Source organism: Mycobacterium sp. IDUB_9 (genome assembly GCF_055419505.1).
In genome coordinates this window covers 1-15,659 of the sequence record NZ_JBVAXU010000002.1, presented here as the reverse complement: position 1 = coordinate 15,659, position 15,659 = coordinate 1, and the positions used below count along the sequence as shown (strand labels likewise).

Annotated in this window: 19 protein-coding genes; 12 read left to right on the top strand and 7 right to left on the bottom strand. The window is 65.6% G+C overall.

Annotated features, from left to right (window positions below; all coding sequences use genetic code 11):
• Positions 1 to 77 precede the first annotated feature (77 nt).
• From ACZY08_RS08630 to ACZY08_RS08620, 3 genes are read left to right on the top strand one after another with little or no spacing between them, the layout of a single operon-like run.
• The gene (locus ACZY08_RS08630) at positions 78 to 1,334 is read left to right on the top strand and encodes an RNA polymerase sigma factor (protein ID WP_463745225.1); all 1,257 of its coding nucleotides are present in this window, start codon (positions 78 to 80) and stop codon (positions 1,332 to 1,334) included.
• 22 nt (positions 1,335 to 1,356) lie between these two features.
• Positions 1,357 to 2,046: an HAD family hydrolase gene (locus ACZY08_RS08625; protein WP_463745226.1), complete on the top strand. Its 690-nt coding sequence runs from the start codon at positions 1,357 to 1,359 to the stop codon at positions 2,044 to 2,046.
• A gap of 10 nt (positions 2,047 to 2,056) precedes the next feature.
• The gene (locus ACZY08_RS08620) at positions 2,057 to 2,506 is read left to right on the top strand and encodes a nitroreductase family deazaflavin-dependent oxidoreductase (RefSeq protein WP_463745227.1); all 450 of its coding nucleotides are present in this window, start codon (positions 2,057 to 2,059) and stop codon (positions 2,504 to 2,506) included.
• Positions 2,507 to 2,520: 14 nt separating this feature from the next.
• Here ACZY08_RS08620 and ACZY08_RS08615 read toward each other — a convergent pair whose 3' ends face one another.
• Positions 2,521 to 2,796 (bottom strand): hypothetical protein, encoded by a 276-nt coding sequence (locus tag ACZY08_RS08615; protein ID WP_463745318.1) that lies wholly within the window; start codon positions 2,794 to 2,796, stop codon positions 2,521 to 2,523.
• 120 nt (positions 2,797 to 2,916) lie between these two features.
• Here ACZY08_RS08615 and ACZY08_RS08610 point away from each other — a divergent pair, with 120 nt between their 5' ends.
• Complete coding sequence (locus ACZY08_RS08610) at positions 2,917 to 3,834, top strand: 1,4-dihydroxy-2-naphthoyl-CoA synthase (protein WP_463745228.1); 918 nt, start codon at positions 2,917 to 2,919, stop codon at positions 3,832 to 3,834.
• Positions 3,835 to 3,891: 57 nt separating this feature from the next.
• On the opposite strand, the gene ACZY08_RS08605 is transcribed toward ACZY08_RS08610, so the two are convergent.
• On the bottom strand, positions 3,892 to 4,386 hold the full coding sequence (locus ACZY08_RS08605; RefSeq protein WP_463745229.1) for a pyridoxamine 5'-phosphate oxidase family protein: 495 nt from the start codon (positions 4,384 to 4,386) through the stop codon (positions 3,892 to 3,894).
• A gap of 92 nt (positions 4,387 to 4,478) precedes the next feature.
• On the opposite strand from ACZY08_RS08605, the gene ACZY08_RS08600 reads away from it, so the two are divergent.
• Positions 4,479 to 5,348 carry an SDR family oxidoreductase gene (locus ACZY08_RS08600; RefSeq protein WP_463745230.1) on the top strand — a complete coding sequence of 290 codons (870 nt, stop codon included), beginning with the start codon at positions 4,479 to 4,481 and terminating at the stop codon, positions 5,346 to 5,348.
• Positions 5,349 to 5,393: 45 nt separating this feature from the next.
• Positions 5,394 to 5,777: a VOC family protein gene (locus ACZY08_RS08595; protein WP_463745231.1), complete on the top strand. Its 384-nt coding sequence runs from the start codon at positions 5,394 to 5,396 to the stop codon at positions 5,775 to 5,777.
• 103 nt (positions 5,778 to 5,880) lie between these two features.
• Here ACZY08_RS08595 and ACZY08_RS08590 read toward each other — a convergent pair whose 3' ends face one another.
• The 3 genes from ACZY08_RS08590 to ACZY08_RS08580 are packed head-to-tail and all read right to left on the bottom strand — an operon-like array spanning position 5,881 to position 7,794.
• Entirely contained in the window at positions 5,881 to 6,189 is a 309-nt protein-coding gene (locus ACZY08_RS08590) for a DUF3349 domain-containing protein (protein WP_463745232.1), read from the bottom strand.
• Positions 6,190 to 6,200: 11 nt separating this feature from the next.
• On the bottom strand, positions 6,201 to 6,485 hold the full coding sequence (locus ACZY08_RS08585; protein WP_029110994.1) for a hypothetical protein: 285 nt from the start codon (positions 6,483 to 6,485) through the stop codon (positions 6,201 to 6,203).
• A gap of 34 nt (positions 6,486 to 6,519) precedes the next feature.
• Positions 6,520 to 7,794, bottom strand: a complete 1,275-nt coding sequence (locus ACZY08_RS08580) for an anion permease (RefSeq protein ID WP_463745233.1) — start codon at positions 7,792 to 7,794, stop codon at positions 6,520 to 6,522.
• 265 nt (positions 7,795 to 8,059) lie between these two features.
• Between ACZY08_RS08580 and ACZY08_RS08575 the strand changes: the two genes are divergently transcribed.
• From ACZY08_RS08575 to ACZY08_RS08565, 3 genes are read left to right on the top strand one after another with little or no spacing between them, the layout of a single operon-like run.
• A complete protein-coding gene (locus tag ACZY08_RS08575) occupies positions 8,060 to 8,425 on the top strand; it encodes a DUF3349 domain-containing protein (protein ID WP_463745234.1) in 366 nt (121 codons plus the stop codon).
• Between the two features lie 41 nt (positions 8,426 to 8,466).
• Positions 8,467 to 9,564, top strand: a complete 1,098-nt coding sequence (gene menE, locus ACZY08_RS08570) for an o-succinylbenzoate--CoA ligase (protein WP_463745235.1) — start codon at positions 8,467 to 8,469, stop codon at positions 9,562 to 9,564.
• Between the two features lie 30 nt (positions 9,565 to 9,594).
• A complete protein-coding gene (locus ACZY08_RS08565) occupies positions 9,595 to 10,209 on the top strand; it encodes a pyridoxamine 5'-phosphate oxidase family protein (RefSeq protein ID WP_463745236.1) in 615 nt (204 codons plus the stop codon).
• Here the strand turns inward: ACZY08_RS08565 and ACZY08_RS08560 are convergent.
• Positions 10,203 to 11,063: a GNAT family N-acetyltransferase gene (locus ACZY08_RS08560; protein WP_463745237.1), complete on the bottom strand. Its 861-nt coding sequence runs from the start codon at positions 11,061 to 11,063 to the stop codon at positions 10,203 to 10,205. The two genes, ACZY08_RS08565 and ACZY08_RS08560, sit on opposite strands and share 7 nt — an antisense overlap.
• A gap of 52 nt (positions 11,064 to 11,115) precedes the next feature.
• Positions 11,116 to 11,778, bottom strand: coding sequence for a TetR/AcrR family transcriptional regulator (locus ACZY08_RS08555; protein WP_463745238.1), 663 nt, complete (start codon positions 11,776 to 11,778; stop codon positions 11,116 to 11,118).
• 191 nt (positions 11,779 to 11,969) lie between these two features.
• Between ACZY08_RS08555 and ACZY08_RS08550 the strand changes: the two genes are divergently transcribed.
• Genes ACZY08_RS08550 through ACZY08_RS08540 form a run of 3 tightly spaced genes read left to right on the top strand, consistent with a single transcriptional unit; the run spans position 11,970 to position 15,639 of the window.
• A complete protein-coding gene (locus tag ACZY08_RS08550) occupies positions 11,970 to 12,395 on the top strand; it encodes an MmpS family transport accessory protein (protein ID WP_463745239.1) in 426 nt (141 codons plus the stop codon).
• Complete coding sequence (locus tag ACZY08_RS08545; protein WP_463745240.1) at positions 12,392 to 15,310, top strand: MMPL/RND family transporter; 2,919 nt, start codon at positions 12,392 to 12,394, stop codon at positions 15,308 to 15,310. Before ACZY08_RS08550 ends, ACZY08_RS08545 begins: the two co-directional genes overlap by 4 nt.
• Entirely contained in the window at positions 15,310 to 15,639 is a 330-nt protein-coding gene (locus tag ACZY08_RS08540) for a DUF732 domain-containing protein (RefSeq protein WP_463745241.1), read from the top strand. Before ACZY08_RS08545 ends, ACZY08_RS08540 begins: the two co-directional genes overlap by 1 nt.
• Positions 15,640 to 15,659: the final 20 nt, after the last annotated feature.

Below are 15,659 nucleotides of genomic sequence, written 5' to 3'. Positions count from 1 at the left end.
GCCAGTTTCCTGCGCGAGCAGACGTAAACCTGCCCTGAATTCACGGATTCAGGGCAGGTTTGCGTCTGCTCGGCAGAATGGGTGGGGTGCCCACCACCTCTGCCGACATGCAGAAGACGCTCGACGCGGTGTGGCGGATGGAGGCCGCCAAGATCCTGGCCACGCTGACGCGCACGGTCGGCGACGTCGCTCTGGCAGAGGACCTGGCCTCCGAAGCCCTGCTCGACGCGCTCACGCGATGGCCGCAGACCGGCGTACCGCGCAATCCCGGCGCCTGGCTGACCACAGTGGCCAAACGCAAAGCCATCGATCACTGGCGGCGCGCGGAGAACCTCGACGCCAAGTACGCCGTGCTGGCCCGCGATCTGTCCGAACACTCCGAGGACACCTGGGATCCCGACCGCATCGACGACGACGTCCTGCGGCTGATCTTCATCGCCGCCCACCCGGTCCTGTCTCGTGAGGCCCAGATCGCGCTGACGCTGCGCATGGTCGGCGGATTGAACACCGACGAGATCGCCCGGGCCTTCCTGATCTCGACCGCCACCGCGGCGGCCCGCATCACCCGCGCCAAAAAGACGCTGGCTCAGGCCAATCCGCCGTTCGAGATGCCGCCCCGCGACGAGTACCCGAAGCGGCTGTCGGCGGTGTTGTCGGTCATCTATCTGATCTACAACGAGGGTTACTCAGCCTCCGTCGGGCAACGCTGGATCCGCGACGAGCTATGCACCGAGGCCTTGCGTTTGGGGCGGGTACTGGCCGCGTTGGTACCCGAGGAACCAGAGGTCCACGGTCTGGTGGCGCTCATGGAATTCCAGTCCTCGCGCTTTGCGGCCCGCACCGACGCCGCGGGCCGGCCCATCCTGTTGGAAGACCAGAACCGGGCCCGCTGGGACCGTGCGCAGATCCAACGCGGTGTCGCCGCTCTTGAGCGCGCCAGTGCCGCACGGCAGCAACGGGGTTGGGGCCCATATGCGCTACAGGCCGCGCTCGCCGAATGCCACGCCGTTGCTCCGAGGGCCGCCGATACGGACTGGGCTCGCATCGTCGCCCTCTATGACGCTCTGCTGCAGATCGCGCCCTCCCCCGTGGTGCAGCTCAACCGCGCTGTCGCCATCGCCATGCTCTCCGGCCCACAGGAGGCACTGGCAATCGTCGACGGTATCGAGGGCCTGGACGGCTCCTACCTACTGCCCAGTGTGCGCGGCGAGCTCCTGTCCCGACTGGACCGACGCGTTGAGGCGGCCAAAGAATTCGAGGCGGCCGCCGCACTGGCCGACAACGAGCGGGAACGTGAGGTCTTGACAGACAAGGCAACCCGCGAACGCGGCTGATATCCGCCACCGTCGTGGCACGATGGCGGGCATGGTGTCGGCCGTGTTGTTCGACTTCTCCGGGACGCTGTTCCGCCTCGAGGAACAGGACAGCTGGTTCGCCGGGATGGCCGTCGACGAACGCGAGGTCGACGGGCACGTGCAGGCCGAACTGATGCGCCGGCTCACCGCCCCGACCGGGCGCTCCGTGACGATGACCGACGAGCAGTACCGGGCCTGGGCCAACCGTGACCTGGCACCGCACCTGCACCGTGAGGCGTATCTGCACGTGCTGCGGGAATCCGGTTTGGCCGACCACCACGCCGAATCGCTGTACAACCGGGTGATCGATCCGGCCAGTTGGACGGCCTACCCGGACACTGCCTCGGTGTTGAAAAACCTGAAGGGACAAGGAATTCGGACCGCCATTGTGTCCAATATCGCCTTCGACGTACGGCCGGCCTTCACCGCGATCGGTGCGGCCGAGTACGTCGACGAGTTCGTGCTGTCCTTCGAAGTGGGCGCGGTCAAACCCGACCCTGCGATTTTCACCACTGCGCTGCAGCGCCTCGGCGTGGCCGCTCGGGATGCGCTGATGGTCGGCGACAGCGAGGAGGCCGACGGCGGCGCCCGTGCGGTGGGCTGCCGGTTCGCGCTGGTCGATCCGCTGCCGACCGCCGAGCGGCCCGACGGGCTGATCACGGCCCTGCGGGATGTCGGTATTCGCGCCTAATGTGAAAGTCATGGCTGACGACCGCATCCGGCCGCCGTGGTGGCTCAAGTACGTCAACAAGGTGATGATCGGGCTGAACAAGCTCGGTGTCGGCGGTGACAAGGGGCCGGTGGTGCTCACCGTACGGGGCCGCAAGACCGGGAAACCGCGGACGACGCCGGTCACCCCCATGACCGTCGACGGCCACCGCTACATCGTGGGTGGCCTGCCGAAGGGTGATTGGGCGGCCAACGCCCGGGCTGCAGGCGAGGCCACCGTGCACCAGGGCCGCAAAGAGCAGCGGGTACGCGTCGTGGAGATCCCGCCCGAGCAGGCCCGGCCGTTGTTGCGTCAGTTCCCGGTCCTGGTTCCGACCGGCGTCGGCTTCATGCGCAACGCCGGCCTGGTGACCGGGCCCAACCCCGACGAGTTCGAGGCCCTGGCCGAGCGCTGCCCGGTGTTCCGGCTGGACCCGATCTAAGCCTGCCCGTCAGCTCAGAGGTGCGGGGATTCCTTGATCTTGGAGTCCTGCTTGCCCACCGTCTGGCAGAAGGCCTGCACCGACAGCCGGGTTCCGGTGATCTCCAGCTGGGCCGCATCAGCGCCCTTCTCATCCTTGAGCATCTTGGCCACCGCTTCGTTCTGCGTCTTCTCGTCCTGCCCGATGAAGTCCTTGCACTTGGTGTCACCGCCGGTGACTGCGGGTGAACATCCGACGAGCGCAAGCCCGACAACCAACCCCGAGAACAACACACCTGCCGACTTCTTCATTGTGGTCAACGTGGCCTCTTTCTGATCTGGAGATGCGCCGTACGCATCATCGCGCCAGGTTTGGTACCCCGCGACGGTACCTGTGAAACGTCGCGTCGCTCTCGCTCTACAGTCGAGCACGTGAGTGCAGACAACCCGTTCGACCCGACAGCCTGGGAGCCGGTGCCCGGTTTCGACGATTTGACCGACATCACCTACCACCGCCACGTCGCCGACGGCAGCCGGCAGCCCACGGTGCGGGTCGCGTTCGACCGGCCCGAGGTGCGCAACGCCTTCCGGCCGCACACCGTCGACGAGCTGTACCGCGTCCTCGACCACGCCCGGATGTCACCCGATGTCGGCGTGGTGTTGCTGACCGGCAACGGCCCGTCGCAAAAAGACGGCGGCTGGGCCTTCTGCTCCGGCGGCGACCAGCGCATCCGCGGGCGGTCCGGCTACCAGTACGCCGACGGCGAAACGGCCGAGACCGTCGACCCGGCGCGGGCCGGGCGGCTGCACATCCTCGAGGTGCAGCGGCTCATCCGGTTCATGCCGAAGGTGGTGATCTGCCTCGTCAACGGTTGGGCAGCCGGCGGCGGGCACAGCCTGCACGTCACCTGCGACCTGACCCTGGCCAGCCGTCAGCACGCCCGGTTCAAGCAGACCGATGCCGACGTCGGCAGCTTCGACGGCGGGTTCGGCAGCGCGTATCTGGCCCGCCAGACCGGACAGAAGTTCGCCCGCGAGATCTTTTTCCTGGGCCGCTCCTACGACGCCGAGACCATGTATCAGATGGGCGCGGTGAACGATGTCGTCGACCACGCCGACCTCGAATCCGTCGGCTTGCAGTGGGCGGCCGAGATCAACGGCAAGTCGCCCCAGGCGATCCGGATGCTGAAGTTCTCGTTCAACCTGATCGACGACGGACTGGTGGGCCAGCAGGTGTTCGCCGGGGAAGCCACCCGCTTGGCCTACATGACCGACGAAGCTGTCGAAGGCCGGGACGCCTTCCTGGAGAAGCGCGATCCGGACTGGAGCGGTTTCCCACGCTACTTCTGAGTGATTTGTGTGCGTTTACCGGCGGTCAGCGCCGGTAAACGCACACAAATCACTGGCTCAGATACGAAAAACCGTCTGCCCGTGGGGCGACTTCGCGAATGCGAGCACTTTGGCCGGAGTGACTTCGTAGACGATCGCCGCCTCGCCCTGCGGATCGAAAACCTCGTCGTCGCAGGCGAAATCCCAGTCGTCGCCGTACTTGCTCCGGTAGGCGTCGGCCAGGGCGGTCAACCGCTGCAGGCCGGTGACCCGCGCCGCGGTGCCCTCGACGACGACGTCGAGGCCGGCGTTCCACGTATTGGATCCGGTCGTGACCGCGACGGCTGCCCCGGCCTGCAGGTTGCGAGCCTTCTGTTCGGTGGACCCGGTGCAGAACACGAACCCATCGTCGACCCACACCCCCACCAACGGGGTGACATGCGGGCGCCCGTCGCCGCGCACGGTCGTGAGCCAGTACAGCCCGGCACTTTCGAGCGCGGCCGTCGTGGCCGGCCAACTCGTCGCTTCGGTCGCTTCGCTGAATCGCTGGTCGAGCTTGCCGGTGATGGTCATAGCGGTACCGACTCCGCGGGAGCCGACAAGTCATCGCGGCAGCGAGGCATGCGGGATATCGAGCAGAAACGTAGGCCACCTAAACTCAGCGCATGAGTAAGAACCCGCTGCGTCGGCTGTCTGAACAGTTGCTGCTGACCAGCATGCGCCCGCCGCTGACCGAACGACTGCAGGCGCGTGACGACATCGACGTCGCCGGCAAGCGGATCCTGCTGACCGGCGCCTCCTCAGGGATCGGTGAGGCCGCTGCCGAGAAGTTCGCCGCGAAGGGGGCCACCGTCATCGCGGTGGCCCGCCGTCAGGAACTTCTCGACGACCTCGTCGGGCGGATCTCCGCCAAGGGCGGCGACGCCCAAGCTCACGCCGTGGACCTGTCCGACCTCGACGCCATCGACAAGCTTGTCGCCACCATCGAACGCGACCTGGGCGGTGTCGACATCCTGATCAACAACGCCGGCCGATCGATCCGGCGCCCACTGGCCGAATCGCTGGATCGCTGGCACGACGTCGAGCGCACCATGACGCTCAACTACTACTCGCCGCTGCGGCTCATCCGCGGCCTGGCCCCGGGCATGCGCGAACGGGGCGACGGGCACATCATCAACGTCGCCACCTGGGGCGTGATGAATGAATCCTCACCGCTGTTCGCGGTGTACAACGCCTCCAAGGCCGCGCTCGCCGCGGTCAGCCGCGTCATCGAGACGGAATGGGCCTCTGTCGGCGTGCATTCCACGACGCTGTACTACCCGTTGGTGAAGACCCCGATGATCGCCCCGACCCGCGCCTACGACGGGCTGCCCGGGTTATCGGCCGCCGAAGCCGCCGAGTGGATGCTGACCGCGGCGCGCACCCGGCCGGTGCAGATCGCACCGCGGATGGCGGTGACCGCCAAGGCCATCAACACCGTGGCGCCCGGACTTGTCGACGCCGTGATGAAACGGCAACGGGTCCAGCCGGTCTGACGTGTCGCATCGCCCCGAACCCGGGTGCGGTGGTAGACAAGGGCTATGGAGATCCTGGCCAGCCGGATGTTGATCCGGCCGGTCGACTACCCGAAGTCGGTGGCGTTCTACCGTGACGGGATCGGTTTGGCCATCGCGCGTGAATACGGTGCAGGCACAGTCTTTTACGCGGGGCAGTCACTGATCGAGTTGGCCGGCCATCACAGCCCGACCGAATCCGGGAACTTCCCCGGAGCGCTGTGGCTGCAGGTGCGCGACGTGTATGCCACCCAGACCGAACTGGAAGGCCGCGGTGTGGCCATCGCCCGGGCCGCGACACAGGAGCCGTGGGGTCTGCACGAGCTGCATGTGACCGACCCCGACGGCATCACCCTGATTTTCGTGCAGGTTCCCGAAACTCATCCGCTGCGCCGGGACACCCGCGACTAGTTTCGGGCGTCGTTTTCCACACCCGGGTCGTTGATCGGCACTGACAGCAGCCCGGAGGTAGAAATCGGCGACGCGACGGGATGCGATGGCATCACGATGCGCGTCAGCGCGTCGGCGCCGCCAGCGGCCAACCCACCGACGCCAGCCGCGAGGCGACCTGGTTGATCTCTTCTGGAGTGGGGTCCTTCTCGATGACGCTGCGCACCGCTACGCGGATGGCGTCATCCGTCACCGGGCTGTCGCCGTCGCTGGACCGCAGGATGTTGTGAGCGGCTTCGACCACCTCATCCTCGGTCAGTGTCCGCGTCAGCAACGCCAGCAGAGCGAACTGATCCTTGGGCGGAACCCCTTCGGGGTAGCCCGCACGCAACCAGCCCAACACATTGTCCAAGACGCTTGTCGACTCACCCATGGATACTCAGCTCACTTCTTGGGCAGGAACGGGAACAGGTCGATGCCGGTGTGGTGGATCATCGTGGTCCGGGTGATCCACGCGATGGCCACCAGGATCACCAAACTGACAAGGGCGAACAGCGCCAGCCCGACGAACTTCAGCACCGGGTTTGGAGCGTGGGTGGCGCCGTCGGCGGTTGTGCCGCCGGCCCCGTTGGAGTAGGCCACCAGTCCCGCGGCGAAGACCGCCGGCAGACCGGCACCCAGGATGAGGCCGACCACGAGCACTTTGAAGATGGATTCGAGATAAGTCATTGCGATTCCTTGTGTTCGCTTGTGCGCGGGACGATCAGACGCTGGCTTTGTCGGCGCCGGGGTTCTTCTCGGCACTCGGCGTGCCGGGGTCGGTGGCCTCACGCACATCGGCGGGCACCACGGAGTTGGTGGAGTGGTCCCAATCGGCGTTGACGTTGCTGTGGTCAACCTTCTGCTGCTGGGCGCGCCACCACATGTATCCCGACAAGGCGACCAGAACCAGGAAGATCAGCCCGTCACCCGCGAGCGCCGAGGAGGTCAGCGCCTCGACACCGTGGGACAGCCAGTACGCGAGCGCGCCCACGAGGCCCGCGGCGGGCAGCGTCACCAGCCAGGCAACTGCCATGCGGCCGGCCACCGCCCAGCGCACCTCGGCGCCGGGCTTGCCGACGCCGCTGCCCAGGATCGAACCGGTCGCCACGTGGGTGGTCGACAGGGCCATGCCGGCCGCGCTGGAGCTCAGGATGATCGCGGCCGACGATGCCTCGGCGGCCAGGCCTTGCGGGGACTCGATCTCGACCAGGCCCTTGCCCAGGGTGCGGATGACCCGCCAGCCGCCGATGTAGGTGCCCAGGCCGATGGCCAGCGCGCAGGAGGCGATGATCCAGAACGGCAGGCCGTCGTTCTTCACGTCGCCGCCGAGGTGGCCCGTGGTGATGAGGGCCAGCGCGATGACGCCCATGGTCTTCTGCGCATCGTTGGTTCCGTGCGACAACGCGACCAGCGAAGCGGTGGCGATCTGTCCCCAGCGGAAGCCCGTCTCACGCCGCTTCTGCGCGACGTTGCGGGTGATGCGGTAGACGAGCCAGGTTCCGCAGCCGGCCACCAGGCAGGCGATCACCGGGGCGGCCACCGCCGGGATGAGTACCTTCTGGCTGACGCCGGCCCAGTTCACCCCGGACAGGCCGATCGCGGCCAGGCCGGCACCGATCAGACCGCCGAAAAGTGCGTGCGAGGAACTCGACGGGATGCCGAACAGCCAAGTGAGCAAGTTCCAAAGAATGCCGCCGATCAAACCCGCGAAGATGATCGTCAGGCCCGTCGAGGCGTCGATCGAGGGGATCAGCGCACCGGTCTTGGAGTCCTGGATCTTCAGCACCGAGCTGGTGACGGTGATCGCGACCTCGACCGACAGGAACGCACCCACCAGGTTCAGCACCCCGGCCAGCAACACCGCCGTCTTGGGCTTGAGAGCGCGGGTGGCGATCGAGGTGGCCATGGCATTGCCGGTGTCGTGAAAGCCGTTGGTGAAGTCAAAAGCCAGTGCCGTTGCTATCAACAGCACCAGGACGATCAGCTCAGCGCTCATGGCCGTAATTCTGTAGGACCGCAGGCGCTTTTGACCAGCCGGAAACACCTCGCTGAGCTGGGAATTCGGTTAGCCTGCGAATGAGTTCACCGAGTGTTCATCTGCCCACCCCGGATTGTTCGCCGGGGCGCTTTGCCGATTCCCGAGCGGCCGATACGTTCACTGCGAGCCAGAGTCGGCTGGCACAACTACCATCAATGCGGTCTTCCGGCTCAAACTCGAACGGCCGGAGGAACCTCGCTCGGGTGCATCAGGAGTAGGCACAGTGAACGCTTTTCTCGCGAAGATCGCGGCCTGGCTGAACGCCGGGTACCCCGAGGGGGTGCCCGGACCAGACCGGGTGCCGTTGTTGGCGCTGCTGACCCGGCGGCTGACCAACGACGAAGTCAAAGCCGTCGCACGGGATCTCATCGATCGCGGTGATTTCGATCACATCGACATCGGCGTGGTGATCACCCAGATCACCGACGAGCTGCCCCGCGCCGAGGACGTCGAGCGGGTGCGGCAACGACTCGCGGCCAAAGGGTGGCCGTTGGACGATCCGCGCGACGGCGAGGACGTCAACGACACCGGCAATGACGGTGGTGGCAGTGGCGGTGGCGATCCGAAAGAGCCTGGGGGCCCGGCATAGCCGTTCTGCGCCCCGTCACCGTCGGATCCGCGACGGACGCGTTGCTGAGGGTCCTCGATGACGTCCTGACCGGACGCGGGACGGCCATCCTGCCGGTCCCCGCCGACGACGAACGGGCACGCTCCCTGCTGACAACCACTTTGCGCGCCGGCGAGGAAATCGACGACGATGTTGCCCTGGTGATCTCGACCTCGGGTACCACCGGCAAACCCAAAGGTGCATTGCTGACCGCGGCGGCGTTGCGATCCAGTGCCGAGTCCACCCACGCCCGATTGGGTGGCGACGGGCGGTGGCTGCTCGCCCTGCCCGCCTATCACATTGCAGGACTGCAGGTCCTGGTGCGCAGCACGCTGGCGGGCACCACGCCCGTCGCCGTCCCGCCTTCGTTCGACCCGAGCGAGTTGCCCTCTGCGGTGGCCGCTTTGGGCAGTGGGCGGCGCTACGCCTCACTGGTGGCGGTGCAGCTGGACAAGTCCCTGCGTGACCCGGCCGCCGCGGAAGCACTCGCCGACCTCGATGCCGTGCTGATCGGCGGCGGGCCGATGCCAGCCGGGGTGGCCGAACGTGCGGAGGCGGCAGGGGTGAACGTGGTGCGGACCTACGGGATGAGCGAGACGGCGGGCGGATGCGTGTACGACGGCGTGGCGCTGGATGGGGTGACGGTGCGTATCGACAATGCCCGCATCGTGCTGGGTGGCCCGACCGTGGCCAAGGGGTATCGCAACCCGATCACCCCTGACCCGTTCGCCGAGCCCGGCTGGTTCCGCACCGACGACCTTGGAACTGTGGATGATTCGGGCACATTGCGAGTTCTGGGCCGGGTAGACGACGCGGTGAGCACCGGCGGTCTGACCGTGCTGCCGCAACTGGTCGAATCGGCTCTGGCCGGCCATCCGGCGATCGCCGAGTGCGCGGTGTTCGGCGTCCCCGACGAGCGGCTGGGCCAGCGAGTGGTGGCTGCACTGGTGCTGACCCCGGGTGCGGTGGCCCCCGGTGTGGCCGAACTGCGGACCCAGGTGGCACAGACCCTCGATGCCACGGCCGCACCACGTGAGCTGCACATCGTCGACGCCTTGCCCCGCCACGGCATCGGCAAGGTGGATCGCCGGGCGCTCATGGCGCGATTCGGTGCCTCATAAACCATTGGCCATCACAGGCATGATGGAGGCATGCGCCGAGAAGTGACCTCCGCGGATGAGCTGCGTGCCATCGTCGGGCAACCCACCGCCGCCGTCGCCAAGAAGGTGACTGCCCGACTGTCAGAAGCACAACAGGGCTGGCTCAAACAGTCGCCGCTGGGCTTCGTGGCGACCACCGATGCGCACGGCCGCGTCGACGTCTCTCCCAAAGGAGATCCTCCCGGCTTCGTCCAGATCATCGATGACACCACGATCGCGGTTCCCGAGCGGCCCGGCAACCGGCGGGTCGACGGTTTCCTCAACTTGCTGCAGCGCCCGCATGTCGGCACGGTCTTCGTCATCCCCGGCCGCGGCGACACCCTGCGGATCAACGGGACAGGCCGGATCCTTTCGGACGCAGATTATTTCGATGCCATGGCAGTGGGCGGTAAGCGACCGATCCTGGCACTGGAGATCGCCATCGAAGAGGTGTTCTTCCACTGCCCCAAGGCATTCCTGCGCTCTGACACCTGGAAGCCCGAGACCTGGAATCCGACGGCGGTGCCCTCGGTGGCGCAGATGGCAAAGGCCTTCAAACCCGACCAGAGCCAGGAGGAACTCGACGCGTATTACCGCGAGGACAACCTGCGCAAGATCCTCTACTGAACGTCCTCAACAGGTTTCACCAAAATCGCCCGCGTGTAGAGCAACTGGAAGCCCCAGCGCTGCACGTTGTGTTGGGACTTCGAGCCGGGCGCTGTCGTCACCACGGCGATCTCGCATCCGGCGGCGGCGGCCTCGGCCAGCCGCGCCCCCAACAGCGCGGCCTGCACGCCACGGCGACGGTAGGCCGGCGCTGTGGCCGCACCGGCCAGCTGAGCGATCCCACCGGCCAGCCGCATCATCCCGCCGCCGGCCACCACTCCGTCACAGAACGCGATATACGGTGTCGCCCCGGCTTTTTCGATGTCGCGCTCGGCTCGCTCGATGATGTCGGCGGGGAACTGCTCGTGGCTGACGAGCCCCTCGCCGTCGGGATGCGCAAAGCCTTCGACCACCACTTTCACCCACACGTCGAGATCGTCGGCCCGGCGCACCTGTATGTCGGTCGCCGGCGCCTCCTCGATGCCGATCGGCCTGCCGAGCACGTTTTCGAACTCGACCAGCCGATAGCCTCGGCCGGACAACAGCGCGGCGATCTCGGGATCGGCCAGATTGGACAGCTCCACCCGGGTCGAGCCGCCCCTGGCCGCGAAGGCCCGTTCGATCTCCCCCAGCACGGCCTCGTCGGGCACACCGTCGAAGCCGAGGCCGACCACCTTGTTCATCGGCGACTCGGCTTCGGCGAAGCAGGCGAATCCACCGGTGACGGGTAGGACCAGCCCGTCGCCGCCGCGGTGCCCGGCAGCGTGCGTCGCCGCGGTGATCAGGTCGGCCTCGGCCTTCTCGATACGTCGGGCCAGATCGATACCGCAGAACAACTGATCCGAGCCCGCATCCGGGTCACCGTAAATAGTCACGTCGATATTGTGCCCGCACAGGCATTTCCGAAACGCCCCGCCATCGTGTCGGTCAGCGCGGCGGCCCGGCCGGCTCCCACGACTGCATCGCGGTGTCGAGCTCATCGGCATCGAGCGCCTTCACCGGAATGGGCGATTGACCGGCGTGGTAGCGCATGCCATCCAGCAGGATGGCCACGTAGCGACGCCACAGTTCGGCGTCGACATTGCCGGCGAATTCGCTGACCGTGCCGGCCAGAAGCCCGAAGATCGGCATGTCCGTGGACGACAGCTCCGGGCGGAGGTACCCGTCTCCCTGGGCCCGCTCGACCAGTTTGGTCAGCGCCGGGACGAGTTGTTCCTGGCAGGCCTTGACCCGCTCGCACCCATAGGCCTTGCTGAACGCGATTTCCCGCAGTCCACGGTCAGTCGCCGTGACCTCACACATCTTCTCGACGTACCACGCGAACCCCTGCCATGAATCTTCTTGTCGCAGCGCGGATTCAGCCAGCGCGGTGAGCTGCTCCATACCGTCCACGAAGATCGCCCCGATCAGCTCCTCCTTCGTGGCGAACCGCCGGTACACCGTGCCCACCCCGACATTGGCGTAGCGCGCCACGTCGTTGAGCGTCGCTTCGAGACCTTTCTCGGCAAACAGCTCCCGCGCAGCGTCGAGCACTCGCTGTCGGTTGCGCTCTGCATCCTTGCGCAGGGCGGGGCGTGTTTCCTCGGTCATATCTCTCAGTTCAAGTGAGCGGCGTCATAAGTGGATTGATCCTATCCACTTATTCCGATAACTTTACCCTTCGAAGTGCGTAGGCCGCCTGAAAGCAAGGTCGTCGCGAACGCATCGAAACGTCGGGAGGCCCTACCAATGACAGCTGTCATCGACATGCCCGCCGCGGGCCTCCCCTCGGGACAGCCGCAATGCTGAAGGCCATCAGCCGAATATGGCTACCCGTACTGATCGTCATCGCCATGGGGGCAGGCGTGCTGATCGTGATGAACGTCCGCAAGGTCTTCGGCGCACATCCGGTCATCATCACCGACACCACCTCGGACAACGCCGAGGACTTCAACCCCAAGTTCGTGAAGTACGAGATCTACGGCACGGGCAGCACTGCCGTCATCAACTACATGGACCTCGAAGGCAAGCCCCAGCGCACCGGAGAGGTGCCGCTGCCATGGACTTTGACACTGCAGACCACGTTGCCGTCGGTACAGCCCAACATCCTGGCGCAAGGCGACGGGAACAGCATCAGTTGCCGAGTCACCGTCGATGACAAGGTCAAAGAAGAGAGAACGGCTACTGGATTGAACGCGCAAACTTTCTGCTTTGTGAAGGCAGCATGAGCAGCCCGAAGGAAGAGACCCAGACCGACGACACCCCGACCGACGCCATCGCCACGGGGCGCCACGCGGCACCTCCCCGTCCACCGATCCCGCGACTGATCCGGACGCTCGCCCTGCCGATCATCCTGGCGTGGATCGTGATCGTCGCACTGCTCAACACCGTCGTCCCGCAACTCGAGGTCGTCGGAAAGATGCGCGCGGTGTCGATGAGTCCCAACGACGCCCCGTCGATGATCGCGATCAAAGAGGTCGGCAAGAAGTTCCAGGAGTACGACACCAGCAGCTCGGTGATGGTGGTACTCGAAGGCGACAAGCCGCTGGGCCTCGAGGCGCACATCTTCTATGACCAGATGGTGCGTGAACTGCGCGACGACACCACCCACGTGCAGCATGTGCAGGACTTCTGGGGCGACACCCTGACCGCCAAGGGCGCGCAGAGCCGCGACGGTAAGGCCGCCTACGTGCAGGTCTACATCGCCGGCGACCAGGGCGAGACGCTCGCCAACGATTCCGTCGAGGCCGTACGCCGCATCGCCACCGAAACGCCCGCACCCGACGGCGTCAAGGCGTATGTAACGGGATCCGCGGCGTCGAGCACCGACCAGAACATCGTCGGCGACGAGAGCATGGAGCTGATCGAGCTCGTCACCTTCGGCGTCATCGCGGTGATGTTGCTCGGCGTCTACCGGTCGATCATCACCACACTGATCGTGCTGGCAATGGTCGTACTCGAACTGTCCGGCGCCCGAGGAATGATCGCGCTCCTCGGATACCACAACTTCTTCGGTCTCACGACGTTCGCGACCAACATGCTGGTGACCTTGGCCATCGCCGCGGCCACCGACTACGCGATCTTCCTGATAGGCCGATATCAGGAAGCCAGACGCAACGGCGATGACAAGGAAGCCGCCTACTACGACATGTTCCACGGCACGGCCCATGTCGTGCTCGCGTCGGGTCTGACCATCGCCGGCGCGACGTTCTGCCTGCACTTCACCCGCCTGCCGTACTTCCAGACCATGGGTATCCCACTGGCGATCGGAATGACCGTCGTGGTCGCCATGGCACTGACCCTGGGGCCGGCCGTCATCTCGGTGTTCAGCCGATTCGGCAAGATCCTCGAGCCCAAGCGGCATTCGAAGTCGCGCGGATGGCATCGGGTCGGCACCGCCACCGTCCGCTGGCCGGGCGCAATCCTCGTGTGCGCCATCGTGGCAGCGTTGGTGGGCCTGCTCGCCCTGCCTGGCTATCACACCACTTACAACGACCGCATCTTCCTGCCCAAGGACGTCGGTACGAACATCGGCTACGACGCCGCGTTCCGGCACTTCTCGCAGGCCAAGATGAACCCGGACCTGATGATGATCGAGTCCGACCGAGATCTGCGGAACCCGGCCGATTTCCTGGTGATCGACAAGATCGCCAAAGCGCTCAAGGGGGTGCACGGTATCGCCCAGGTGCAGACCATCACCCGCCCCGACGGCGAGCCGATCAAGCACTCCACGATCCCGTACACGCTGGGCCAGAGCGGCACGACCCAGCTGATGAACAACGACTACCTGCAGAGCAATCTGGACAACATCCTCAAACAGGCCAACGATCTGCAGACCAGCATCGACTCGATGACCGAGATGATGAGCATCCAGACCGAACTGGCCGCGGTGTCGCAAAGCATGGCCGACAAGATGAAGAAGACGTCCGGCGACATGTCCGAAGTACGGGACCACCTGGCGGATTTCGACGACTTCTTCCGGCCGATCCGCAACTACTTCTACTGGGAACCGCACTGCTTCGACATCCCGGTCTGCTGGTCCATGCGGTCGATCTTCGAAAGCCTGGACGGCATCAACACGATGTCCGACGACTTCCAGGAACTGGTTCCGGAGATGCAGCGCATGGCCGACCTGATGCCGCGGATGGTGGCCGTGTTGCCGGCGCAGATCCAGACCATGAAGAACCAGAAGCAGATCCTGCTGAACCAGTACCAGGTGCAGAAGGCCCAACAGGACCAGACGATGGCGATGCAGAACACCGCCACCGCCATGAGCGAAGCGTTCGATACGGCCAAGAACGACGACTCGTTCTACCTGCCACCGGAAGCCTTCGGGACCGAGGACTTCCAGCGCGGCCTCAAGCTGTTCATGTCGCCCGACGGACATGCAGTGCGGTTCACCATCATTCACCAGGGTGATCCACTGACCCCGGAAGGCACCGCACGCATCGCACCGCTCAAGGTCGCAGCAGCCGACGCGATCAAGGGGACACCGCTCGAGGGATCCAAGATCTACCTCGGCGGCAGCTCGGCGACATTCGCCGACATGCAGCAAGGCGCCGACTACGACCTGATCATCGTCGCCGCGGCGGCACTGATCCTGATCTTCATCATCATGTTGGTGCTCACCCGGGCCGTGGTGGCCTCTGCGGTGATCGTCGGCACGGTGGTGCTGAGTCTCGCCTCGGCCTTCGGGCTGTCGGTACTGCTGTGGCAACACATCGTGGGAATCCCACTGCACTGGATGGTGATGCCGATGTCGGTGATCGTCCTGCTGGCCGTGGGCGCGGACTACAACCTGCTGCTCGTCTCACGAATAAAGGAGGAGATCCACGCCGGGCTGAAGACCGGAATCATCCGGGCCATGGTCGGCACCGGTGCCGTGGTCACCTCCGCCGGCTTGGTCTTCGCCTTCACCATGGCCTCGATGGCGGTCAGCAGTTTGATCGTTATCGGTCAGGTCGGAACGACAATCGGCCTAGGCTTGCTGTTCGACACCCTTGTGGTTCGGTCGTTGATGACGCCGTCCATCGCCACGCTGCTCGGGCGCTGGTTCTGGTGGCCCCAGCGGGTCCGTCAACGTCCGTTGCCGCAACCGTGGCCGAAGCCCGTTCAACGAGATCCAGAGGAGGCCCTGGCCTGATGAAACGCCTCATCATTGCCCTGTCGATCTGCGCCGCAACCGGTCTGGCCGTCTCAGCGCCGGCCTATGCCGACCCGGACACCGATTTCGCCAATGAGCTGCACACATTCGGTATCTACGGGCAGCGTGACTACAACGCCTGGATCGCCAAGATCATGTGCAAGCGGTTGCACAACGGGGTCGATCACACCGCCCAGGACTCGGTCGGTTTCGTGAAGAAGCAACTGGCCAAGGACAGCACCGACGCCCAGGCCTGGCAGTTCACCGGCACCGCCATCAATTACTACTGCGTCGATCAGCGCGGCGTTTACGAGCAGGCCGCGCACTAACCGACTTTGGGAGCGACATG

What these genes read in the sequence shown, in the direction of transcription:
- ACZY08_RS08595 (WP_463745231.1), top strand. Translation starts at nt 5,394, where the DNA reads ATGGAGATCCTGGCCAGCCGGATGTTGATCCGGCCGGTCGACTACCCG.
- ACZY08_RS08605 (WP_463745229.1), bottom strand. Translation starts at nt 4,386, where the DNA reads ATGACCATCACCGGCAAGCTCGACCAGCGATTCAGCGAAGCGACCGAA.
- ACZY08_RS08550 (WP_463745239.1), top strand. Translation starts at nt 11,970, where the DNA reads ATGCTGAAGGCCATCAGCCGAATATGGCTACCCGTACTGATCGTCATC.
- ACZY08_RS08630 (WP_463745225.1), top strand. Translation starts at nt 78, where the DNA reads ATGGGTGGGGTGCCCACCACCTCTGCCGACATGCAGAAGACGCTCGAC.
- ACZY08_RS08615 (WP_463745318.1), bottom strand. Translation starts at nt 2,796, where the DNA reads ATGAAGAAGTCGGCAGGTGTGTTGTTCTCGGGGTTGGTTGTCGGGCTT.
- ACZY08_RS08590 (WP_463745232.1), bottom strand. Translation starts at nt 6,189, where the DNA reads ATGGGTGAGTCGACAAGCGTCTTGGACAATGTGTTGGGCTGGTTGCGT.
- ACZY08_RS08585 (WP_029110994.1), bottom strand. Translation starts at nt 6,485, where the DNA reads ATGACTTATCTCGAATCCATCTTCAAAGTGCTCGTGGTCGGCCTCATC.
- ACZY08_RS08600 (WP_463745230.1), top strand. Translation starts at nt 4,479, where the DNA reads ATGAGTAAGAACCCGCTGCGTCGGCTGTCTGAACAGTTGCTGCTGACC.
- ACZY08_RS08555 (WP_463745238.1), bottom strand. Translation starts at nt 11,778, where the DNA reads ATGACCGAGGAAACACGCCCCGCCCTGCGCAAGGATGCAGAGCGCAAC.
- ACZY08_RS08540 (WP_463745241.1), top strand. Translation starts at nt 15,310, where the DNA reads ATGAAACGCCTCATCATTGCCCTGTCGATCTGCGCCGCAACCGGTCTG.
- ACZY08_RS08580 (WP_463745233.1), bottom strand. Translation starts at nt 7,794, where the DNA reads ATGAGCGCTGAGCTGATCGTCCTGGTGCTGTTGATAGCAACGGCACTG.
- ACZY08_RS08620 (WP_463745227.1), top strand. Translation starts at nt 2,057, where the DNA reads ATGGCTGACGACCGCATCCGGCCGCCGTGGTGGCTCAAGTACGTCAAC.
- ACZY08_RS08565 (WP_463745236.1), top strand. Translation starts at nt 9,595, where the DNA reads ATGCGCCGAGAAGTGACCTCCGCGGATGAGCTGCGTGCCATCGTCGGG.
- ACZY08_RS08545 (WP_463745240.1), top strand. Translation starts at nt 12,392, where the DNA reads ATGAGCAGCCCGAAGGAAGAGACCCAGACCGACGACACCCCGACCGAC.
- ACZY08_RS08625 (WP_463745226.1), top strand. Translation starts at nt 1,357, where the DNA reads ATGGCGGGCATGGTGTCGGCCGTGTTGTTCGACTTCTCCGGGACGCTG.